General features: G+C 68.7%; 19 protein-coding genes and 6 pseudogenes. 16 read left to right on the top strand and 9 right to left on the bottom strand.

Translation table 11 applies throughout. From position 1 onward, the window contains the following. Positions 1–86 precede the first annotated feature (86 nt). From ACF08M_RS39600 to ACF08M_RS39590, 3 genes and pseudogenes are all read right to left on the bottom strand, one after another. Positions 87–379, bottom strand: a pseudogene (locus tag ACF08M_RS39600) (transcriptional regulator); the annotation flags it as partial. Then, entirely contained in the window at positions 273–920 is a 648-nt protein-coding gene (locus tag ACF08M_RS39595; RefSeq protein ID WP_392190152.1) for an alpha/beta fold hydrolase, read from the bottom strand. The pseudogene ACF08M_RS39600 and the gene ACF08M_RS39595, both read right to left, overlap by 107 nt. Next, positions 917–2,140, bottom strand: a complete 1,224-nt coding sequence (locus ACF08M_RS39590; protein ID WP_392190151.1) for a saccharopine dehydrogenase family protein — start codon at positions 2,138–2,140, stop codon at positions 917–919. Before ACF08M_RS39590 ends, ACF08M_RS39595 begins: the two co-directional genes overlap by 4 nt. A gap of 81 nt (positions 2,141–2,221) precedes the next feature. Here ACF08M_RS39590 and ACF08M_RS39585 point away from each other — a divergent pair, with 81 nt between their 5' ends. The 5 genes from ACF08M_RS39585 to ACF08M_RS39565 all read left to right on the top strand — a co-directional run bounded on the left by ACF08M_RS39585 (position 2,222) and on the right by ACF08M_RS39565 (position 7,170). Beyond that, positions 2,222–3,880 carry a flavin-containing monooxygenase gene (locus ACF08M_RS39585; protein WP_392190150.1) on the top strand — a complete coding sequence of 553 codons (1,659 nt, stop codon included), beginning with the start codon at positions 2,222–2,224 and terminating at the stop codon, positions 3,878–3,880. Between the two features lie 74 nt (positions 3,881–3,954). After that, entirely contained in the window at positions 3,955–4,425 is a 471-nt protein-coding gene (locus ACF08M_RS39580; protein WP_392190149.1) for a hypothetical protein, read from the top strand. Between the two features lie 998 nt (positions 4,426–5,423). Beyond that, the gene (locus ACF08M_RS39575) at positions 5,424–5,651 is read left to right on the top strand and encodes a hypothetical protein (protein WP_392190148.1); all 228 of its coding nucleotides are present in this window, start codon (positions 5,424–5,426) and stop codon (positions 5,649–5,651) included. A 7-nt stretch (positions 5,652–5,658) separates the two neighbouring features. Then, the gene (locus ACF08M_RS39570) at positions 5,659–6,669 is read left to right on the top strand and encodes a helix-turn-helix domain-containing protein (RefSeq protein ID WP_392190147.1); all 1,011 of its coding nucleotides are present in this window, start codon (positions 5,659–5,661) and stop codon (positions 6,667–6,669) included. A 216-nt stretch (positions 6,670–6,885) separates the two neighbouring features. Continuing rightward, positions 6,886–7,170, top strand: a complete 285-nt coding sequence (locus tag ACF08M_RS39565) for a hypothetical protein (protein ID WP_392190146.1) — start codon at positions 6,886–6,888, stop codon at positions 7,168–7,170. A 54-nt stretch (positions 7,171–7,224) separates the two neighbouring features. Here ACF08M_RS39565 and ACF08M_RS39560 read toward each other — a convergent pair whose 3' ends face one another. Together ACF08M_RS39560 and ACF08M_RS39555 are read right to left on the bottom strand one after the other, a co-directional pair. Then, complete coding sequence (locus ACF08M_RS39560; protein WP_392190154.1) at positions 7,225–7,989, bottom strand: GNAT family N-acetyltransferase; 765 nt, start codon at positions 7,987–7,989, stop codon at positions 7,225–7,227. Between the two features lie 295 nt (positions 7,990–8,284). Further along, positions 8,285–8,425 carry a winged helix-turn-helix transcriptional regulator gene (locus ACF08M_RS39555; protein ID WP_392190145.1) on the bottom strand — a complete coding sequence of 47 codons (141 nt, stop codon included), beginning with the start codon at positions 8,423–8,425 and terminating at the stop codon, positions 8,285–8,287. 616 nt (positions 8,426–9,041) lie between these two features. Here ACF08M_RS39555 and ACF08M_RS39550 point away from each other — a divergent pair. From ACF08M_RS39550 to ACF08M_RS39535, 4 genes and pseudogenes are all read left to right on the top strand, one after another. Continuing rightward, positions 9,042–9,416 (top strand): annotated as a pseudogene (locus tag ACF08M_RS39550) (alcohol dehydrogenase catalytic domain-containing protein); the annotation flags it as partial. Between the two features lie 44 nt (positions 9,417–9,460). Further along, entirely contained in the window at positions 9,461–10,105 is a 645-nt protein-coding gene (locus ACF08M_RS39545) for a zinc-binding dehydrogenase (protein WP_392190144.1), read from the top strand. 433 nt (positions 10,106–10,538) lie between these two features. Then, positions 10,539–10,997: pseudogene (locus ACF08M_RS39540) on the top strand (SDR family NAD(P)-dependent oxidoreductase); the annotation flags it as partial. Between the two features lie 626 nt (positions 10,998–11,623). Further along, positions 11,624–12,598, top strand: a complete 975-nt coding sequence (locus ACF08M_RS39535; protein ID WP_392190143.1) for a LuxR C-terminal-related transcriptional regulator — start codon at positions 11,624–11,626, stop codon at positions 12,596–12,598. A 121-nt stretch (positions 12,599–12,719) separates the two neighbouring features. Here ACF08M_RS39535 and ACF08M_RS39530 read toward each other — a convergent pair whose 3' ends face one another. Beyond that, positions 12,720–13,940 (bottom strand): hypothetical protein, encoded by a 1,221-nt coding sequence (locus ACF08M_RS39530; protein ID WP_392190142.1) that lies wholly within the window; start codon positions 13,938–13,940, stop codon positions 12,720–12,722. A 940-nt stretch (positions 13,941–14,880) separates the two neighbouring features. Here ACF08M_RS39530 and ACF08M_RS39525 point away from each other — a divergent pair. The 5 genes and pseudogenes from ACF08M_RS39525 to ACF08M_RS39505 form a co-directional block, all read left to right on the top strand. Then, a pseudogene (locus ACF08M_RS39525) lies at positions 14,881–15,958 on the top strand (transcriptional regulator); the annotation flags it as partial. Positions 15,959–15,974: 16 nt separating this feature from the next. Next, positions 15,975–16,532, top strand: coding sequence for a telomere-protecting terminal protein Tpg (tpg, locus tag ACF08M_RS39520; protein ID WP_392190141.1), 558 nt, complete (start codon positions 15,975–15,977; stop codon positions 16,530–16,532). 56 nt (positions 16,533–16,588) lie between these two features. Then, positions 16,589–17,020 carry a DegT/DnrJ/EryC1/StrS family aminotransferase gene (locus ACF08M_RS39515; RefSeq protein ID WP_392190140.1) on the top strand — a complete coding sequence of 144 codons (432 nt, stop codon included), beginning with the start codon at positions 16,589–16,591 and terminating at the stop codon, positions 17,018–17,020. Positions 17,021–17,080: 60 nt separating this feature from the next. Then, positions 17,081–17,266 (top strand): annotated as a pseudogene (locus ACF08M_RS39510) (gfo/Idh/MocA family oxidoreductase); the annotation flags it as partial. Then, a pseudogene (locus ACF08M_RS39505) lies at positions 17,202–17,546 on the top strand (hypothetical protein); the annotation flags it as partial. The pseudogenes ACF08M_RS39510 and ACF08M_RS39505, both read left to right, overlap by 65 nt. Before the next feature lie 19 nt (positions 17,547–17,565). Here ACF08M_RS39505 and ACF08M_RS39500 read toward each other — a convergent pair. Continuing rightward, on the bottom strand, positions 17,566–17,844 hold the full coding sequence (locus ACF08M_RS39500; protein ID WP_392190155.1) for a hypothetical protein: 279 nt from the start codon (positions 17,842–17,844) through the stop codon (positions 17,566–17,568). A 293-nt stretch (positions 17,845–18,137) separates the two neighbouring features. Between ACF08M_RS39500 and ACF08M_RS39495 the strand changes: the two genes are divergently transcribed. Then, the gene (locus ACF08M_RS39495; protein ID WP_392190139.1) at positions 18,138–18,347 is read left to right on the top strand and encodes a hypothetical protein; all 210 of its coding nucleotides are present in this window, start codon (positions 18,138–18,140) and stop codon (positions 18,345–18,347) included. Beyond that, positions 18,344–19,075 carry a restriction endonuclease gene (locus ACF08M_RS39490; RefSeq protein WP_392190138.1) on the top strand — a complete coding sequence of 244 codons (732 nt, stop codon included), beginning with the start codon at positions 18,344–18,346 and terminating at the stop codon, positions 19,073–19,075. Before ACF08M_RS39495 ends, ACF08M_RS39490 begins: the two co-directional genes overlap by 4 nt. A gap of 738 nt (positions 19,076–19,813) precedes the next feature. Here the strand turns inward: ACF08M_RS39490 and ACF08M_RS39485 are convergent. Both ACF08M_RS39485 and ACF08M_RS39480 read right to left on the bottom strand, forming a co-directional pair. After that, positions 19,814–20,041, bottom strand: coding sequence for a MarR family transcriptional regulator (locus ACF08M_RS39485; RefSeq protein ID WP_392190137.1), 228 nt, complete (start codon positions 20,039–20,041; stop codon positions 19,814–19,816). A gap of 802 nt (positions 20,042–20,843) precedes the next feature. Next, positions 20,844–21,221: a M20/M25/M40 family metallo-hydrolase gene (locus ACF08M_RS39480; protein WP_392190153.1), complete on the bottom strand. Its 378-nt coding sequence runs from the start codon at positions 21,219–21,221 to the stop codon at positions 20,844–20,846. Positions 21,222–21,744 lie beyond the last annotated feature (523 nt).

The following is a 21,744-nucleotide window of genomic DNA, read 5'->3' as shown; positions in this document are numbered from 1 at the left end:
CACCCCCCAGGTCATCCGTTCGACAGGGGGCAACAGTCATGCCGGGCCCGGAGGCCAGCGGCCCTCTTGCAGGACCGCGAAAAACATAACGGGGCGCCGCCGAGCCGGGTGAGTGCCGTCCGCAGGGCGTCGCGTGCGGTGCGGGCGGTCTCGGGAACGGCGAAGGCGACCAAGTGCCAGGTGCCAGGTGCCAGGTGCAGTCCCAGGGTGCGAGGCCCGCGTCCTGCTCGAAGGCGTGTGCGACGAAATCGGTGTCGGGCCCCAGGGTCTGTTCAATGGTGCCGGTGGCCCGAAGGAGTGCTTTGCGCCCCCTGCCTTCCTGGGTGAAGCGTCCCTCGGAGACCAGCCGTTTGACGCACAGGCGCACCTGTTGATCGCTCCATGGCCGTGTGGCTTGTCCGTATGAAGAGGGAACGCTCCGTGTGCCGCGCGCTGCCCTCATCAGGGCGTAGGAGCAGCCGCCAGAGCAGCGGAAGGCCGAGGATGCGCAGCGCCCAGGTGACCTCGCGGCCGAATCCGGCGCAGTTGAGCAGTGTCAATGAGGACACGCGTGCGGGAGCACGGACGGTGAGTTGCATGGCGACGGCGCCGCCCAGGGAATTGCCCACCACGTGCACGCCGGAGGCGGCTTCGAGTCGATCAAGCACCTGTTCGACGTGCCCGGCCAGCGAGGCGAGTCGGCAGTCCGGCAGGGGCCGCGACTGACCGAACCCGGGGAGGTCGATGGCGAGGAGTCGATAGCCGGGCAGGGCGGCCTGGAGGGGCCCCAGTCCGCCAGGCTGCGGTCCAGACCGTGCAGCAGAAGCACTGGTGGACCACTGCCCGCCGCGGCGTAGCGGACGGAATGTCCCTCCACGTCGACGAACGCCGTGGGAGGCGTGGTGACTTCTCCTGATTCCATGTCGTCTCTCCTGCTTCACCCGGCCGGGGTCACGTGGATGGCTACGCCGTCGAGAGGGCCGTCGTCGCCGGGAAGCGCGGGTACTTGGCGCGCCAGATCGAGAAAGAAGCGTTCTGCGTCGATGACAGTCTCCGGCGGGTGAACGCCGGGGTGGCCCGCGGTGCCGTCCAGCAGTTGCGCGAGCCCCAGGGCCAGCGGGATCCCGGTTGCTTCCGCCATGTCATTGATCAGGGCCGAGGCACCTGGCGTATCGGCGAGCCGGGCCAGAGCGGTGACCCGGCGGCCTTGGCGGGTGCCCGTGGCGGCGGCGAAGAACGGAGGCAGCGACCCGGGCCCCTTGAGGCGCACGGCACCCGCCGTGGCCCGCAGCGCACGAGACGCTGAGGGCTTGGCCAGATCGGTCGCCGCGGTCTCGTTGGTGAGCTTCCCGGCGTCAATGTCGCGACGCAGGATGTCGAGGTAGGCCATTGTGCCCGGAGTGATGACCATGAGACTGGCAGCCTCGCCCGCAGGACGGAAACTGCGGTGCAGGGTGACCGGCTCTGGATGCCCGACGGTGTAGGCCGTGCCCGAGTGACGGGTGGAGACGGAGAGGGTGACCGGTAGGAGCGGCCGCCGGTGGACGATCTGCCCGCCGCTGACCACCGCCACTTCCCCGCTGATCTGCTCCATCCAGTGCACGGCGGCCGCGCTGGGGCGCCCGTCGGGGGCGGCCAGCTGTTCGTCGCCCCCGTCGCTGCCGGAGACGTTCACCGGCCATGCGGTGTACAGGTCCTGGACGACGTCCAGCTGCCGGACGGCGAGTGCTGCCAGCAGGTTGCTGACGCCGGGGCTGGCGCCCATTCCCACCACGGCGCAGACCCCCGCAGCCCGAGCCTCCTCGTCCAGATCGAGCATCTGCAGGGTCGGCTCCCAGTCGTCGCAGATGTCCAGATAGTGGGTTCCGGTCGCGATCGAGGCCCGCAGCACGCTCATGCCGAAGCGGTAGTACGGACCGACGGTGTTGAGTACGACATCCGCGCCCTCGAGCGCGGCTCGCAGAGCGGTGCCGTCGGTCACATCCACTTCCAGCGCCCGCATCGGCACATCGCTGGTGCCCGCGAGCCGACGTACCAAGGCCCGGGCCGCCTCAAGGTTTCTGTCGGCCACCACCATCTCGGTGATGCCGGGGAGTCCGGCCGCCACGCGTACCGCTACGGCCCCCATCGCTCCGGGGCCGCCGAGAGCCAGGATCCTCATCGTGCACTCCAGTTCGTCGTTTCCAATACGATCGTAAATTATACGATCGTATTGGAAGTGAGGCATCCATGAAGGAGAATCATGACTGACCCGCACAGCACGGATCCGGCCACTCATGAACGGGTCGCGGCTCGACATCGGCGTATCGGGCCGGGCAGCGCCTCACCCGGGCGTCACGTATCCGTCGTCATCGTGGGCGCGGGATTCGCGGGCCTCGGCACAGCCATCCGGCTGCTGCAGGAGGGCTACCGCGACCTGCTGGTACTGGAGCGGGCCAATGAGGTCGGCGGCACATGGCGGGACAACGCCTATCCTGGGTGCGCCTGCGACGTGCCCTCTCGCCTGTACTCGCTCTCGTTTGCGCCCAACCCCACGTGGAGCAGGCGCTTCGCTCCGCAGGAGGAGATCGAGCAGTACCTGAGGCGCTGCGTCGACGAGTACGACCTCGCGCCCAGCCTGCGGCTCGGCTGCGAGCTTCAACGTGCCACCTGGGACCCTGAGCGGCTGCGCTGGGACCTGCAAACCAGTACCGGACCGCTCAGTGCCGGGCTGCTGGTGATGGCCCAAGGGCCCCTTTCGGAGCCGGCCATCCCCTCACTGCCCGGCCTGGAGGGTTTCACCGGGGAGGCGTTCCACTCCGCACAGTGGAGGCGCGACCTGGACCTGCGGGCCAAGCGGGTGGGCGTGATCGGGACCGGTGCAAGCGCCGTCCAGTTCATCCCTCATCTGCAGCGCACGGCCCGGCATCTGACTGTTTTTCAGCGAACTCCCTCATGGATCGCCCCGCGCCGGGATCGGCCGATCCCGGCGTGGCAGCGTCGCCTGTACCAGCTGGCTCCGCCGGTGCAGCGACTGGCGCGAGGCTGGGAGTACATGGGCCGGGAGGCGACTTTGCCGGCGCTGCTCGGCCACCGCACCATGGCTGCTCTGGGGCGCAGGGAGGCAATGGCCCACCTGCGCCGACAGGTCAAAGATCCTGAGTTGCGGTCCAAGCTGACTCCGGACTACGCATTGGGCTGCAAGCGGGTCCTGCTGTCCGACAACTACTACCCGGCACTGGGTCAACCCAACGTCAGTGTCGTCACCGAACCGATCGTGAACGTTGTGCCGGACGCTGTCCTCACCACGCCGCACGGCGGCGGGCAAGCCGCCCCCGGTGGGGCCGCATCCACCGGGACCGCGCATCCAGTGGACGTACTGATCTTCGGAACCGGATTCCGTGTCACCGACGCCTCCTACTCGCAGCGCGTCATAGGCAGTGACGGACGATCCCTGCACGAGGTCTGGCAGGGAAGCCCGCAGGCACATCTCGGCACGACCGTCGCAGGCTTCCCCAACCTTTTCCTGATGGCAGGCCCCAACACGGGCGTGGGACACACCAGTCTCATCTACATGATCGAGTCACAGATCGGCTATCTCTTGAGCTGCCTGCGGCTGATGCGCAGCCGCGGCCTCGGCGCCGTGGACGTCCGCCCCGCGACGCAGCGCGCATTCAATGCCGAACTGCAGAGCCGGATGGCTCCCACCGTCTGGGCCGCGGGCGGCTGCGTCGGCTGGTACCAGGACCGCACGGGCCGCGTCACCACCATCTGGCCTGCGTCGACCTGGCGGTTTCGCCGTCGTACCCGGGCCATCGACCCGGGTGAATACGTACTGACGGCGTCGCGCGACGCATCGGACCGGGATATCTCCGGCAGGACCGGCCGCGTGGGCGCCGACGAAGCGCAGTCGAGGCCATGACGAATCCTCGCCGCCGCCCCCGAGCGAGCCGTTGCGCCTGTGGTCACCGGAGATTCCTGCCCAAGGGGTCGCCGGTGCATACGGCACCGAGCCGCACCCCGGCCGCCCGCCCTTTCGCCTTCGAGGCGTTGAGCACCGTGCTGTTCGCGGTGCCCATGCTGATGGTCACCACAGCAGGCCATCGCAGAGTGCCCGAGTGGATCCAATCAATGGGGCTTGCCCTGCTGCTCACGATGATCGGCGCGATCATGCACACATGTCGTTCGACCATCACCGGCGGGCTGAAACTGATCGCCTTTGGGGCCACCGGACCATGCGACGGCGTAAGCAGGCGGCTGCGCCAACAGTCCGGGGCGGAGCGACGGTTGGGGTGGCTGCTGGTTCTGTATCCAGCCGCACTGGTGATCCTCCTGCCTGTCCCCGATACATGGGTGCGTTTCTGGTTCTGGTCCACACTGCTGCTCACCCTGTCCGGGATGTTCTCACTCGGCATGCTTCTGTTCGGCGCGGACCGCGCCGACTGCCGGGCAGGGGAGGGTTCCTGAAGGCCGCGAGCCCGTAGCACCGGACCGAGCCGCCCCGTGTGGGGTGTACGCAGGCCGTACAGCCCGATTCCGACGTGATCGCGCGGTACAGCCGTGACCAGGCGTCGAGCCGGTCCGTTCCGGCTTCCCGCACGACCTGCCCGACGTAGTCGCGCATCTGCTCGTCGTCGGCTTCCCAGCCGTAGCGGAGCACGGGCCACGGGCGGTCAGCCACCGCGGTAGTCCGCATGGAGGCGTGCTCGATGAACGATGTGTCGCGGTTGTCCCTGGGAAGAGAGGGGCTGCGACTGACGGTGTGCGGGCGATGAAGAGCCACCAAGTGGTGGTGGTCGATGCCGGTGAGCCGCCCAACGCGCCCGCCGACGGCCGTCCTGCTGTCTCAGAAACGAACCGAGATCAGCAGGTCAGATGAACCGCCGAGGTTGAACAAAGAGCTGAGTGCTCCTCGGAGGGGACGTTGTGCTGTGGGGGAAGCCGTAGATGTGCAGGGACGGAATCCGTGAACCGGTCGACTGCTTCGGCTCATGAGAGTGTGGAGGGTGGACGCATCCGGTGTGGATGCGCCACCCTCTGGGGCGCCGCGCTGGAACGCGGTGATGCCCGGTCCCTGTTCCATGGTGCAGCCACGACGCCAGGGAAACCTCGGGTACGAGTACCCGAGACAGCGTTGCTAGGAGGGTGTCATCGCGTGCGTGCCTTCGGCAACGCCGGATGGACGGAAACGAATGAAAAAAGTGGTTTCACTCTCCTGACCTGCGGCCTTCTGGTAGCCGGATGACGGCTCGTCCGCCCGTTCGCCCGCATCGTGGTTCCACGCTCCGGACGTTTATGAATCAACGCCCTTGCCCGCAGGGCCACGCATTGTGATGGCCGGGCTGCTGGTGAGAGGATCCCCGCAAGTTGACGGACCAGACCTGGAAGTCCCCGTCAGCTCTCACGGTGCAGCCCAAGTCAGCGCCCTGTGCAGGTTTCTGACATGACACCAGTTGGAGAAACGCATGCGTTCATCACTCTTTCCGTCGTCCTCGCCCACCATCTCCCCGGGCGCGCTGACGCGCGGCGAGGTGGTCGTCATCCTTGTCGTCATCCTCGTGGCAGGAGCCCTCGCCCTGGCCGGCCTGCCGATGTTCGGCGCTCTTGAATTCATCGCGGGCGCCCTCTACGTCGCCGTGAGTTCGCTGAGGACGATGCGCACGACGACAGCGCCCTCGCCCGAGGCAGTCTGACCTACCTATGGGACGGCGTGAGAACGCCGTCGCCGCGGAAACCCGGCAGTCCGAAGCGCTCGCGCTGTGGCTACGTGCCCAGCGCGAGCGCCGAGGCGTCACCTACGCGGCGATGGCCAAACTGATCGGATACCAGTTCACCGCGTCCATGCTCTCGCGCGGCGCCAGCGGGAAAGTCCCCTCCCGTAAACTCGTCGAAGCCTACGCACGCGCCTGCGACGCCGATCATGCAGAAGCAATCCGTCTGTGGAAGGCCGCCCGCCGCTCCGAGGAAGAACTCCGGCGTCGCGAGGAGACCATCACAGAGTTTCAGGACCTGGCCACCTCGGTGCGCTCCGCACTCACTCACCCGGAACTGATCGAGACCTTCGGCCAGTTGCGCCGGGCGCTGATCCAGGTCCGCGCTCGGGAAGGCCAGCCGTCTCTGGGCTACTTGCAATCCGAGGCCGGGCGCACCGCTGATGGCCGGCACTTCCGGCTCCCGAAGAGCAGTCTGAGCGCTGTGCTGCGGGGCGAAGCGGTCCCCTCCCGCGAGCACGTCACCGCGTTCATGGAAGCCCTCGGTGCTTCCCCCCGCAAAGTCAGACCGTGGGAACGAGCCTGGGACCGGATCGCACAAGCCCATGCCCGCCGGCCTCCGGCTGTGGTCGAGATTCGTGTCGCGGACGGCCCTGCGGCCGTGCCACCCCAACACCCCGTCCTACTGATGACCGCAGCCGCGAACGGCCCCGACTACGACTACCTTCGTGACCAAGCGGTGAGCGACTACATGAATACTGACATGCCCCGTATCTGGAAGGGCCCGCAGCGCCCCTACCCGCCGGCAGGTCAGACTCGCTCCGGCCTGCCCATCCGGATCCCGCGGCGCTACGAACGCCCGGCCCACCGCCTTCCGTCTTACAAAAAGCCCAGCTCAACCAGCACCACACCCGTCCTTGCCGCACCTGGCGGCCCACGCGCGGCCGCTTCCCAGGCACTGGACAAGGCCCTTCAACTACGCCTGCTCCGCGACGCGTAGCCCGGGCGGTTCAGCCGTAAGCCCTGGCTTGTGCCGAAGGTGGCCCAAACAGAGACGTAGCTGCTCAACTCGGTTCCACATAACAGGCGGTGATCGGCTGGCGAGCCCGGTTCGTGGTGACGGCTGGGCAGCGAGGGGACTCGCCGCAGTTCGAGCCTGTCCTGAAGACGATCTGTGTGCCCCGCATCGGGCCGGGCCCGCACCCGACCCGATCGCGTGCGGGAGGACAAGACGTATGCCTCTCGAAAGAACCGCGCCTACCTGCGTGGACGCGGGATCCGCTGCACCATCCCGGACAAGGCCGACCACGTCCGCAACCGCCAGAAACTCGGCTCCCGCGGCGGTCGGCCGCCGAAATTCGACAAGGCCGACTACCGCGAGCACCACGCGGTCGAGTGCGGCACCAATCGTTTCAAGAGGGACTGGGTCGTTCCCACAAGGTATGACAAGCTCGATGTCCGCTACGAGGCGACCGTTCTCGTCGCGGTCATCAACGAGTAACTGTGACCAGTATCGTTGTGAAAGTGGGCGGGTGGCTTGTGGGGTTCGGGGTGTTCAGGGGTTGATGGTGTGTTCGGTGAACCGGCCGCAGGAGCGGAATCCCAGGCGACGGTAGACGGGCTCGCCGTCGGTGGACGCCTGCAGGACCGCGATGTGGTGGTTGCGGTCGCGGGCCGTGTGGAGTGCGGCGAGCGTGATGGCACCGCCGTAGCCGCGTCGGCGGTGGGTGGCCAGGGTGCAGATGTTGTAGATCCCGGCAACCCCCGCGTGATGAAACGCTTCGGCCGAGCAGACCGGACGGCCGTCTACGTAGCCGACCAGGTAACGGGCCGGACAGTGCGCGGCCAGGGCCTGCGGGGCGGCCTGGGCGAAGAAGCGGCGGACGGTGTCAGCGGGCGGGGTCCAGTTCGCGGCGAGAACCGAGGCGTAGTCGGCAAGCTGTTCGGGTGTGGCCACCGTCTGGATGTCCAGTCCTGGGGCGTCGGGCAGCGGCAGGGTGTCGTCCAGCTCGGCCCACATCGCCGTCTCGCGTTCGGATGCCGGCAGACCAGCCGCCGTCAGGCGGTCGGTGAGGTCCGGTGGACTTGAGGCGGGCCCCACCCACCAGGAGAAGCGGCGGCCGGTGCGAGTCAGTGTCCGGGCGGTCTCGGTGATACGTGCCGTAGTGGTGGTGACGGTGAAGCGGGCCGCGGCAACGATGTTGAAAGTGTCGTCGTCCAGGCTGCTGTCGGCGATCAGGAGGTCATCAGTCTCTGTAACGGTCGCACCGCTCATGCTCCGATGCAGGTGACAGGCATGTTCCGCCAGATTCTGCTCCATCCTGTCCGTCAGGTCGGCGTCATTGAGGAAATAGGCATTCATAACGAATGATCCCAGCATGGCTGGGCGCAGGTTGCACGTGGTTTTGGATCGCTCGCCGACGGTGTCACGTCGGCGACCAGCACATTCGATAGACCCTCGCGAAGCCGCAGCGAAGTGGCGCGTAGCTGTGCGTGACAGTCGTGACGCAGTGTCAGGTGCCTGCCCTCCAGGGGGAGCGGAGACGTGGGGAACATCCGTGCCTGATGGTGCAGACCCAGATCGCGGTGATCGCTCCGGGATGGCGCCAGGCGTGTCAGCGGGCGTCGAAGTCGTGCCGGGCGGACTCGATCTCGTTGTTGTGGTCGCTGGCCCACTGGGCGAGGGCGGTCACGATGGCGCGCAGGCTGTCGCCGAGCGGGGTGAGCGCGTATTCGACGGCGGTGAGGGTGAGCATGCGCTGGGAAATACCGGGGACGCGCCGGTGCAAGATACCGAAGCGCAGCGGGGCGGCGAGCACCCCGATGACCAGGACGGACCACCGCGCCGTGCGCCGAGCGGGCTGACTCTTCGGTCCGGTACGTCGGGCTCGCGGCGCAGTCCTATGGGCTGTCCGCAGGCCCGTGTGGTCGCGGGGGCCATGCGTTCCTCCCAGCGCCGTGCTCGATGCCGTGGTCGGTGGCTTCAGGACATCCGGGCGCAGCGTTTCCGATGCCCTGGATGCCCACGTCGGGAACGGTCACGAGGAACATCCGGGTACCGGGCTCGCGTCTCTCCGCACCCGGCTGAGAGACGGGGCCGGTCCTGGACGAGATCGAACCCGGCAGACGTGGCCGACCGGCATTGAGGACGCTGCTGCGCGGATACGGCTATGCGGACACCGCAACGCCTGAGAGCGCATCGGTCGGCACCGAGCGAGAGGTCAAGCCCAGAAGACCGATGCGACGAACGCCCGTGTTGCACCATATTGTTTACTTGTTGACGTAAGTGCGCCGCGCGAGGCATACACCTCACTCCACGGCAATGCTCGGTACAAGGTGTAAACGCAAAATAAGCGAAGGAGCCGGCATCAAATGAAGGCTGCACGCTACTACGACCGCGGTGACATCCGGATCGAGGACATCCCGGAGCCCACTCTCCGGCCGGGCACGGTGGGCATCGACGTCGCGTTCTGCGGGATCTGCGGTACCGATCTGCACGAGTACCTCGACGGTCCGATCTTCGTTCCGCCGGCCGGCCACCCGCACCCTGTCTCGGGCGAGTCCGCTCCCGTGACGCTCGGCCACGAGATGTCCGGTGTCGTGTACGCGGTGGGCGAGGGTGTCGAGGACCTGAAGCCGGGCGACCGCGTCGTCGTCGAGCCGTACATCCTGCGCCCCGACGTCGACACCAGCGAGAACAACCCGACCTACCACATCTCGCCCGACATGAACTTCATCGGGCTGGGCGGTCGCGGCGGCGGACTCGCGGAGAAGATCGTCGTCGAGCACCGGTGGGTCCACCCGGTCGGGACGTCCCGCTGGATCAGGCGGCCCTCATCGAGCCGCTGTCGGTGGGGTACCACGCGTTTGAGCGCTCGGGTGCGAAGGCGGGCGACTTCGCCCTCGTCGGCGGCGCCGGCCCCATCGGACTGCTCGCCTGTGCGGTGCTCAAGGCGATGGGTGTCGAGGTCGCGGTGGGCGAGCTCAGCTCGCTGCGCCGACAGAAGGCGCTGGATGCCAAGGTCGCCGACCACGTCATCGACCCCTCCGTCACCGACGTCGCCGAAGAGGTCCGACGCCTCACCGGCGGCAAGGGCGCGGACGTCGCGTTCGAGGCCACGTCCGTCAATGCCGTCCTCGACACACTGTTCGACGCCGTCAAGCCGGGCGGTGTCATCACCATCATCTCCATTTGGGGCAAGCCGGCGTCGATCGACATGCAGAAGCTCGTCCTCAAGGAGGCCGACCTGCGCGGCACGATCGCCTACGTCAACTCCCACCCGCAGACCATCAAGCTGGTGCAGGAGGGGCGCATCGACCTGGCGCCGTTCATCACGAAGACCATCGGCCCGGACGACCTCGTCGGCGAAGGCTTCGAGACCCTCATCCGCCACAACGAGACGGCCGTCAAGATCCTGGTGGACCCCCGCCACTGACACACCGGCGGACCCGGCCCACCGGGTTGGCGGGTTGCTGGGTTTCCGGCCCACTGGCTACCGCACTGGGCGGGGACGTGAAAGCGCCTTCCGGGCCGGGACAACAGAGCTTGCCGAAATCCCAGTCGTCCCAGCCCGGAAGGCGCTCTCCGCATGCGCACTACCCAACGCACGCTCCGAGCCCGCCGACTCGGCCGACGGATACAGGGTGGTGACCCACACCGGATCCCGTCTGCCGGCGCCGCATCGTAGATCACCTCGCGCTGTCGCCGGCGCTGCGGCCGCTCAAGCTGCTTCCCCGTCAGAACACCGTGTCGGGAGCAATTTGAGTCTGTGTATTCGTTGAAAGTGAAAGCACGCTATCCTCGGCGGTTGGCGAGCAACCCATCGGACACGCACACCCGAGGTGAGGCACACGATGACTCGATGCGGAAAGGCGACGATCGACACCAACCTGGTCGGCACCATCCGGGTCATCGACACCTTCACCCCCACCTGGTCCGACGCAGCGCCGGCACGTTCATCACCGTCACCTCCGGCACCGCCTTCCTGCTCCTCGCGCCCATGCCCAGCTACGCCGCCTCGAAGGCCGCAGTGCACGCCTGTTCCGAGGTGCTGCGCGCAGCTCGACGGCACCGGTGCCGCCGTCGTCGAGCTCGTTCCCCCGGCCGTCGCCACAGCAGGCCAGGAAAAGGTGAAGCCGCACGCGCTGCCGCTCGACGATTTCGCAACGGGGGCCATGCACCTGCTCTCACAGGACCCCACCCCTCACGAAATCCTTGTGAAGGGCGTCCTCGTGCGCCGCTGGGCCGAGCGTGACGGCACCTGCGACGACGACCTCGTCGCACAGCGTTCCCAGGCCCTGGCCATGCTCCCCAGCCGCGAAGGCTGACACCCCTTCTGTCTTCTGTGCCGGCCCGGACATGCCGTCGTCAGGCCGTGCCGAGCGCGCCGCCCGGGCAGCACAGCGGCACCGGGATTTTCCTCGCAGCGCTGGTCGAGGATCCTCACGACCAGCGGCAACACCGTCCCGCAAGGTCGTGGCTGCCGCCGTCGGATGTTGACGCCCCCGTGGACGAAGGGCGCGGCGGCCGTCATCGGCTCGGTGAACGGGCCCGAGGCCGCCGCCTCCCCGGCCGCTGCACGTGGCCACCGCGGTCAGTCCGCGTCGGGGAGGGCCCTGCCGCGGAGGTCGAACAGGGCCGCCCGCAGCAGGGCCGCGCGGGTGCGAGGACGGCGCTCGGTGACATCTTTCGGTATGGGTGGCTCCTCATCAGGGAGCCGGGGGGCGGCCGGGCGCCCCGATACCGGGCGGGCGCGGCCCGACCGTCGGCGCTTCCGCCCGCGTTCCCGTCGGCGGATTCACCGACGCCCTCACCAGCGCTGCTCGTTACGCCGTCCGCTCCTGGGCCGCGTGATCACGCCGGTGTTTGGTTGACGATCTTTGGCGGAATGACAGCCTCCGTAGAAAAGGGGTCGGTGGGTGGTGCCGTGCGGCGCCGCCCGGTTTGGGGGGACATGCGCACGCTGCGCCCGTTGCAGGCTCTCGGTCTCTCCGCGACAGCGGAGGCCACCTACCTCGCGCTCGTGGAATGGGGTCCGCAGACCCTGACCGAGCTCACCGGCCGGTCGGCGCCGGTCGGGCCGCCGCTTGATGGCCTCAAGGAAGCCGTCGCCGAACTCAGCGACATCGGCCTGGTGTCCCGTACGGACGGCACGCTGACCGCCCAGCCGCCCCGCGCGGTGCTGGAGGCGGTCGCCGAGCGACGCGCGCGTCAGGCCCGGATCGCCTACGAGAGCGCCACGGCCCTGTCGCAGTACTGGCTCGACCACACCGCCGGAGCGAGTTACGTCGAGGTCGTCGACACCTCCGAGCGGCACGGGGAGATTCAGTCGCGGGTGCACAAGGGGGCCGTGTCCCAGGTACGCGCGCTGTCGATCGGGCCGGTGGGCGGGGGCGACCGGATGCCGGAAGTCGGCCCTGGCACACTGGACGCGCTGGACCGCGGGATCGCCTACCGGGTGGTGTACAGCGCCAATATCCTGCAGGACACCAAGGCGCTGGAAGTGGCGCACGAGTGCGTCGCCCGGGGAGAACAGGCCCGGGCCTTCCCCGATGTCGCGCTGAACGTGCTGGTCTGCGACGACCGTTTCGCCGTGGTCTCCGTCGCCGCCCCGAACCGTACGGGACACCACAGTGTCGTCGTTCAGCCGTCGGGGCTCCTGGACGGGCTGATCGGTGTCTTCGAGTCGTACTGGCAGATCGCCGTTCCGCTCCCGCCGGCCGGTGAGGCCGTCAAGAGCGAGGCGACCCCCGAGGGGCGGCAGCTCCTGAGCTACCTCAGCACGGGGCTGACCGACGAGTCGATCGCTCGTGAGCTCGGGGTGAGCGAGCGCACCGTCGCCCGGCGCATCGCCCGCCTCCAGGAGATGCTCGGCGCCAAGACCCGGTTCCAGCTCGGCGTCCAGGCCAGCCGTCGCGGCTGGCTGTGACCCCGGGCCGCGGCCGGGCTCGCGGAGTGGGCGCGCGGGGCGGGCCGGTGCGCGATCCGGCCCGCCCCCGTGGGTCCTCAGCCGCTCAGGCGTTCATCGCCCCGCGGTGTGGCGGTGACTGTTACTTGCCGTCCGGCTTGACCAGATCGGGCAGCTTGGCCTCGAAGAGCTTGTCGAACGCGAGGGCGGGCAGTATGTGGCCCTGGTTCGGTGCCTCATTGGCCACGCCCGCCGCCCAGGTCGCCGAGTCGAGCCGCTGGTTGGGCGTGCCGTGGTGGCCGGAGCTGGTGAAGCTGCAGTCGCCGACCTGGTAGAACGACTTCTCGGACTTGAGGACGCGGGCGGCGTTCAGCGACTCGCCGCGGGAGTGGGTCAGGAAGTACGTGCCGAAGGCGTCCGCCATGAGTTCGGTGCGGCGGGTGGCCTCCGGGCCGGTCAGGTCGCTCTCGAAGAGGTTCTTCTGGTACTGGACGTGGTGACCGAACTCGTGGCCCAGGATGCCGCGCGGCGCGACGTCGCCCAGGTTCACCGCGTTCATGCCCTGCAGGATGCCGTCACCCATGATGATCCGGTCCGTGATGCCGAGCGGCTCCGGGTCGTCCTTCTCGCTGTAGGCGAAGGCGTTGAAGGTGAAGATCGGGTTGGCGCCGCCCTGGAGGACCGGCTCCGAGCCGACCAGTTCGATGAACATGTCGGCGAGGTCGAGGTTCTCCTCGGGCGTGCCGCCGTACAGCACGGAGAGCGTGCGGGCGAGCCGGTCCGGGCTGGTGAACACGTCCGCGCCGTGCATGGGGATCAGCTCGATGCGCGCGGAGTCGATGTCCCAGAAGCGCTTGAGGTTCTTCATCTCGGAGTTGAGTTGCTGGGTGTACTCACCCTTGACGCCGAACGTGTTCGACGACGACTCCTTGCCGTAGATCAGCGCGTCGTAGGTGGGCATGTCGAAGCCGCCGAAGAGCGAAAGGATGAAGATGGTCCACGGGTCCTGGGCGCCGTCGAGGAGGGAGTTGGCGTACTTCGGCAGATCGGTCGTCTGGCACTGGTAGTCGCCGGGGTTGATCGCGCTGTCGCGGATCTGCTGCCACTCCTCGCCCTTCAGACCGTACTTGGCCTTGGCCGCGTCGAGGCGGGCCTCCCAGTCGGCGGGCAGCTTGGCCAGGATCCGGTCGACGATGACCTGGTGCTGCGGGTCCATGGAGGATGTGTCGATGGAGGACTGCAGCGACCGGCTCGCCGCAGTCGTGACGCCGGTCGCGTCCGCGGCGTGCGCGGGAAGCGCCATGCCAAGACCGCAGGTCGCGGCGATCGCCAGGCTCGCTGCCACAGACAGGATCTTCTTCACGAGGTCTCCTTTCGAGGATGCCCGGTAGGGCATCCAGGGCCACGCTCAGTCTGTAAGTCCAACTACCGGATCAAGAACAGTTGTTCACTGTCTGAAACCGGCATGTCTGGAACCTGACAGCCTCATGGATCCCGTCACGCGTCCGCTGCCGGCGGCCCGGTCTCCGCGCTTCCAACCCGTTCGACCGCACCTGCCCCTCGTACGCGACGGGCGAGGGCGGCGGGCAGACCGCGACCGACGCGCTCGACAACCCCGACGGCGACGCCCCTACCGCCTCCAGGCCGAGAAGGCCGATGAGGAAGAGGCTCGCCGCCGGACGGCTGAACGTGAGGTACGCCGACCGGTGTGCACCGGCTGCGGGGCGAAGTTCACCGACGACTGCTGGGAAGCGGTACGGGGCCGGGGACGGTTTTGGGGCACCGGAGTGATGGCCTGTACGGGCCGCGCGTGGACGCGGTGGGCGCTCGGGCCGAAGTCGAGCGGGCGGGTGTGCGACCTGTTCCGCCGCTGGCAGTGGGACGGCACGTGGCAGTGGCGTCCGGGCGGAGCCGGCCGACCATGGGCTGGGCCGCTCGCGCGGCGGGCTGACCACCAAGCTGCATCTGGCCGTCGAACAGGGGTAAAAGCCCATGTCCCTCGTGATCACGGCCGGGCGGCGGGGCGCCTCCCCGCAGTTCGAGGCGGTGTTCAGCCGCAGCCGGGTGCCTCGCCCGGGTGCGGGCCGGCCCCGCACCCGGCCGCGCAAAGTCCGCGCGGACAAGGCGCACTCCTCTCGGAGGAACCGCGCCTGTCCACGCAGACGCGGAATCCGCTGCATCATCCCGAACAAGGGCGACCAGCTCGCGACCCGCCGGAAGCTCGGCGCTCGCGGTGGCCGCCCGCCGACGTTCGTCAAGACCGACTACCGCAAGTGCCACGCAGTCGAATGCGGCATCAATCGCCTCAAGAGGCACCGGGCGGGCACCCGCTGCTCAAGGACCTGCCCCGGTTCCATGTCCGCGGCCCCGTGGAGAAGCTGTTCGAGGAGGCGTACGACTGGGCGCGGCCGATGACGGACGCCGAGTGCACCCTGCGGCACCTGGTCGGCATCGACGTCAACATGGCCTTCGCGGCGGGCGCCAACGGCCTCAACGTCGGCCTCGGAGCGCCGACGTACGTCAAGGCCCCGGCGTTCGACCCGAAGCTCCCGGGGAGCTGGCTGGTGGACCTGTCGCACGTCGACTTGTCGAAGGTGAAGGTCGCCAAGGACAAGTGGGTGGAGCTGGACGCCGGCCTGCTGCCCAGCCCGTTCACGCCGAAGGGTGACCGCCCCGAGGGGCCGGCCTGGTATGCGACCCCGACGGTGGCGTACGCGGTGGAGCTGGGGTACGAGGTGCGCCCACTGGAGGCGTGGGTCCGATGCGAGAACGGCCGCTATCTGGACGGCTGGTACAACCGCCTGCGCGACGCCTGTCTCGCCACGATGGCCGACCTCGGCGTCGACGCCGACCTGTCGCCGGAGGACTTCCTCGTGGCGATGGACGGCTACAAGAGCCGTGACCCGGAGCTGGCGATCGTCGTGTCCGCCATCAAGGCGACGGTGAAGGGCGGGCTGGGGAAGCTGCGGGAGCGTCCGCGGGGCGGGGGCTGGCGGCCGGGCGAGCCGTTGCGGGCCCTGTCCCGGCCGACGTGGCGGCCGGACATCCGCGCCGCGGTCATCTCCCGTACGCGGATCAACCTGCATCGGAAGATTGTCAAGCACGCGGCGTTCACCGGGCAGTACCCGGTCGCGATCCTGTCCGACTGCGTCGTTTACGCGGCCAACGGCGAGTCGCCGCTGGATTTCCTGCCGTACCGGGAGGGCAAGCCGCTCCCGGGCGGCTTCAAGCTCGGGATCAACCCGGGCCTGGTCAAGCACGAGGGCACCCAGAGCGTGCTGTGGGGCGAGGGGGGTCCGCGAGCGGTTCAACGCGCCGGAACTCAACCTCGCCCGGTACATCAAGGACGGCACCGTTACCGACGTCGACAACGGCGAGTAGGGGGAGTAGGCAGGCGATGAGCATGTTCGGGGACGGCCTGGACGCCGCGGTGCAGAAGGCGTTCACCCGCCCGGTGCCCAAGAGCGCCGGCGCGCAGATGCGTTACCTGGTCAAGCAGTTCAAGGGTACGAAGGCGGTCGCCGAACTGCTCGGCATGTCCCAGCGGCAGGTGGAGCGGTATGTGGCGGGCAGGGCCAAGAAGCCGCGTGCATACCTCGCCGCGCGCCTGGAGCGCGAGATGAAGAAGCGGTGGCAACCGCAGATCCGGGCCAAGGCCCGCGAGAAGGCGGCCAGCACCGGCGGCATCGTCATCGACACCCGCGCCCGCATGGGCTACACCGCGCCGATCGGGTCGACGGACCAGGACCGTATCCGGCACCTGACCGTCGCCCTGCCGCCCCGTTATGCCGCCCGCCTCTTCGGCGCCCAGGAGGCCGGTGCCAGCGACCGCGAGCTCAAGGAGATCGCGGCCGAAGCGCTCAAGGAGGTGTACTTCCAGGACGGCGGCCGCCGAGCCGGGAGCTTGGAGGAGGTCCGGTCCACGGACGTGGAGCACCTGGAGTCCGACCTGTAGCACCGCGCCCCGAACAGCCCGCGAGCCCCGGTGCGACTGAGCGCTTTACCTGGTGAATGGGCGGTCGACTTGCGCTCACCCAGCAGTACCACCTTGCTCTGATGGAGGACGCTGCCCAGGCCCACGGGGCGACCCTCGTCGGCCGTCCAGCCGGCACCTTCGGGACGGTGGGCTGCTTCGCTTTCTACCCGACGAAGAACATGCAGTCGATCGAGGGCGGCCTGATCACCACCGCCGACCCGGCCCTCGCGTCCACACTGCGGATGCTGCGCAACCAGGGAATGGAACGGTGCTACCACCACCAGATCGTCGGCACCAACGCCCGGACGAACGACGTGAACGCCGCCACCGCCCGCAGCCAGTTCCGCCGCCACCCAACCCTGACCGGACGCCGCCGCCAGGCAAGTGCTCTCGCTGCCAGTCCACCCCGGGCTGTCCGGCGAGCAGTTCGACGACGTCGCCCGGGCCGTGATCGCGCTCGCCCATGACACGGAGCATGCCGCAGGAGCGCTCCTGCGCTGCGGGCCGGCCCGATCGGACTGGAACGGATGGGCCGCCACCACGCCCGGGTCCTGCGGACCCTGGACGGCGTCGACCCGGTCGGCACGCTCGATCCGCACGGCGACCGCTACCGCGCCGCCGACAACATCCCCGTGGTGGGAGACCTGGATGCGCTACTGCGGATCGGCAACGACTACATGGTCCTGGCCGGCCCCACGCTGCTGCACGAACCCCTGGGCACCGCCCTCGCCGCCGTCGGCATCCCTACCCTCATCGAAAAGCCGCTGGCCGGTGACCCGATTCAGCCGTCGGCTCGCCACGGCACTCCACACCGCCGAAGTACCAGCCGCCGTCGGATACATCGAACGCTTCAGCCCGGCACTGATCGCACTACGACAGCGGCTGGAAGCCGGACAGCTCGGAGACGTGTTCTCGGTCGTCACTCGCCGCACCGGCCCCTGCCCGGTACGGATTACCGACGTCGGCGTGGTCCACGACCTGGCCACCCACGACCTGGACCTGACCACATGGATCACCGGCACCACCTACACCTCGACTGCCGCTCGCACCGCCGACCGCAGCGGTCGCCCCCCACGAAGACCTCCTCGCAGCCCTCGGCCAACTGTCCGACGGCACCATCACCCACCGCCAGGTCAACTGGGTCTCCCCGCTCAAGGAACGCACCACCGTCATCACCGGCGACCACGGCATCCTCGTCGCCGAACACGAAGCCTTCCGCGACCAGATTCTCGGCCACAGCCATCGCACCGCCACCCTCCACGACGGCCTGCACCCAGTACTTGCCGCCCACGCCGCGCTCCAGGCCTCCCGTACCGGCGCCACCACAACTGTCCCGCCCCTCACCGACCTCAAGGCGACCTGACCCGTTTTGCACAGCGGAACGAACAGCGGAACCAGGCCGGCAACCGGCGTGCGTGCGGGCTCAGGGCCCGGCTGTGCGGTATTCGGCCAGGTCCGATTGCTTCGTGCCATTCGTCAGCAATCCGCCGCCAACATCGTTGAGGTGCGGCTACACAAGAAGGCTGGGTGGCGTACCGCCGTCCTGGCGTGGTGACGGCTGGTAGTTGGGGGAGGTCTGAACGAGTGCTGACCATCAACGTGGCGGTGCTGCTCGCAGTCGTCATCGTCTGGCGGCTGCGGAGGCGCACGGAGGCCCGCAGCCGCTTCGACGAGAGGCTGACCGTCGTCATCGTCCTGGCGTTGGGCGTCCTGATCGCACCCACTCCGGCAGGCCAGGGAATCCTGAACATCCTGGGACAGTTCGCGGGCGGCGTCACGCAGGCCGGCCGATGAGCCCCCGCACGCGCAAGGGGAGGGCGGCGACAACCAGGCGCCTGCCGGCACGACGGCGCGCCCGCAGGCCCGGCAGGCGGCGGCAGCGCGCGGACGACCGGCTGATCGGTCTCATCGTGGCTGCGGTCCTGGCTGTTGCCTTGGTAGTGGCTGTCGTCAATTGGCTGCTGGCCCACTGGTGGGTCATGGTCGCCGTCGGCGCGATCGCGGTGCTCGCCGGTGGCGGCTGGCTCTATCAGAAGCAGCAAAGGGCGCGATGGGAGGCGGCCCGCGCCCAGGGGCTGCGCTACGGGCTGTCTCAACTGGACGCCCTGCACCACTCCCGATTCGAGGACGCGGTGCGGGACTTGATGCGCCGTGATGGTTGCCAGGACGCGGTTCGTGTCGGGGGCGGTGGGGACTTGGGCGCAGACGTGAAGGCCACTGACCCCTACGGGCGGCGCTGGGTGATCCAGTGCAAACACCGCCGCAGCGGCCTGGACGGCTCTGCGGTGGGTACGCCGGACCTTCAGGTTCTCAACGGCACGGCCCGTCAGGTCCACGGCGCCGACGTCGCGGTGATCGTGACGAACGGCCGGGTGACCGCGCCGGCCGTGGCCTTCGCCAAACAGCAGCGTCTCCATGTGGTCGACCGCCACGCTCTTGGAATATGGGCGTCCGGCTCACGTCCTCTGTGGGAGCTGCTGCGGGCCGTCCCGCCGCCCCGCAAACCGACCGCCTCTTCCTGAGCCGCCCGCGGCCGGGTCGTCAACGCCAGCGATGGGCGCCCGTCGGCGGCCTTCACCGAGATCGGGACGGTGCTGCCGCAGATACCGTATGTCCTGGCCGGGCTTGTGCAGCAGCTGCCGCACACTGGTCCTGCGGGTGTGACCGCTTGGCACGGCGCTGCCGTCCGCTGCCGACGCACCTGCGCGTCGGTGTGGGCGCGCAGGTCCAGCAGATGCGTCGGCCGTCGGCCGAGCAATGTTCGAGGCAGGTGAGGCGGCCGTACCCGGGGTACGGCGACCGCACCCCCGTCTTCTTGCAGTGACACGGATCGCAGCCCCCCTCGAGCCGCCGCGCGTGGATGGCCCGGACCAGCCCGCACCGGGCACAGGCCCGCCGGCGGCGCCGGGACGCGCACGATGAGCACACCCGGACCTCCGGAGTGTCCTGCGACGGTAGAGGATCCGTGCGGCGGCAGCCGACACGCACTGCCTTCGCCACCACGTACCCGTGCTCCGCCTCAACCAACAGGTGCGCAAGCCGGATCAGCGTACGCGGGCCGTCCGGCGACGGCGCGAACAGCGCCCGTGGGCAGGCGTCGAGATACGTGGCGAGCCGGAACGTGTTGGGCCGATGCTGGTGTGGCTACTACTCACCGCACTCGTGGGCGGCCGGGTCCACCATGACACGGTCGAGCAGGCCTCGCAGCAGGGTCTGCTCGGCCTTGGTGAGGTCGCCGAAGAGCTCTCGCTCGGCCGCGCTCACCGCCTCGTCGATGCGCTCCAGGGCCTCCCGGCCGGCGGGGTGATCTCCACGATGTGGCGTCGTCGGTCGGCCGGGTCGCGGCGCCGCTCGCACAGGCCCGAGGACTCCAACTCGTTGAGGATCGCGACAAGTTGGCTGGGGTCGACCTTCATCGTGGCGGCCAGTTCGCGCTGACTGGTGGCACCGGGGGCGAGCCGCATCAGGGTCATCGCGTTGCGGCGCATGCGCCCTCGGGTGGGTCCTGGTCGCTCACCGTGCGTGCTGCTGGGGGGCACTCACGGAGTCGGGGCGCCATGCCTTCGGTTTGATCCGTGTGCGGTACGGCCCAGCGCGGTGCGCAACCGTTCCCGTCCCGCTTCGACGCTCGCCTCCCACAGCCCTGTGGCATCACCGGACACCGACAGTAACTGAAGCCGCTCCTCCCCGGCACGGAAGCCGGCGGCGACCACGTTCTGGTCCAGCATCCCCATCGCGGTGAGCGACGCATGGCCGCGGAACACCGCGTTCTCCGCCAGTGGTGTTCCTCAGTGAGTGTCCGCCCGCGGGTCCACCGCGTCAGCCATAAGCCGCGGCGGTGCCAGCCGGTGGGGGTGGCGGCGAGGGTGCAGCGGCCTTCCAGCCGGAGTTGATCGAGGTGAAAGGTCCCAGAGAACAGGCAGTCGGTCAGATCGGTATCGGTGAGGACCGGGTGTGTGGCGTCCACGCCCTGCACCGAAGCCATCCGCACCCCGGTACGGCCGGCCAGCAGGCTATTCGTCCATAGGTGTTGTCGGTAGAGAAGGGGGCCGGGCTGGGCGATGACCGTTACCGGAGCAGACAGTGCTGCGCGGCTGAAGTCCGCGGTGGCGTAGCGAAGGTGCGCCATTACTGTCGAATTCCACCGGGCCCGTAAACAGTGCACCTCACGCGCCGTGATCTCCAGCATCGCCGGTTCTTCGAGCAGCGCACCGGACAGATCGACCCCGCGCCCGCACACCACCGGCCCGAACCGCGATAGTGCGTCGAACCGGGTCTCGCCGAAGTCGGCTATTCCGGTTGGGCCGCGAGCTGTGCGGCGACACCGAACAAGCAGGTGACGTACATGTCGTGGCCGCAGGCGTGCACAACCGGGACATCGTTGCCGTCGCGGTCGACGGCCCTCGCGGTGGAGGCGTACGGCAGGCCAGTCTTCTCCTCGATCGGCAGAGCGTCCATGTCCGCGCGCAGCAGGGCGACCGGGCCGTCGCCGTTGGCGAGGACGCCGACAACGCCCGTGCCGCCGACGCGCCCGCACACCTCCCAGCTCTGCTCGCGCAGACGGCCGGCGACGATGCCCGCGGTGCGGACGTGCGGACCTCCTGGAAAGGCCAGTTCCGGGTGGGAGTGCAGGTCCCGGGCCGACCGACCGGCTCCGTCCCGACGCACCCGCAAGCACCCGCACCATCCCGTCGGCGCCGCTGGTATCGGCGACCGGGTGTCCGTCCACCGCTGCCATCGCCATCGAAAACATCCCCTTGCAGGGTTGCGAAGAACCTCATGGTACGGCTTGAGTTGCTGCCCTGCTTCGTAGGCGAACCGGTGTTCATCCAGGGCTCATTGACGGTGGTCGGCCGCCGCTGCTGTAATCCACTCGCCCCTGAAAAACGGCGTTCTGCATTGCAGGACAAAGAGAGGGTGGAATCAGATGAAGCTGGGCAGGATATCGGCGGCCGCGGCAATCGCGGCCGTGACACTCATCGGGAGCGCGGCGTCTCCCGCAATGGCCGCGACCTGGACACGGACGGCGGACTATCAGCGGTGGACAGGGCTTAATGCCAATACCGTTCAGTTAAGTGTTTCTGGGGTATCTTGGCGGGATGCCGCGTTCTGGTTGGGTGAAGCCGTCGTCTGATGTCCGGTTGTCGGATTTGGTGTCTGTGGGGTTGCTGACGCGGGTGTTTCCCGCAGA

It is taken from the genome of Streptomyces sp. NPDC015032 (genome assembly GCF_043080425.1).
Lineage (GTDB): Bacteria > Actinomycetota > Actinomycetes > Streptomycetales > Streptomycetaceae > Streptomyces.
Note: the sequence above shows the minus strand (reverse complement) of the source record. Positions and strands in the feature narration are given on the sequence as shown.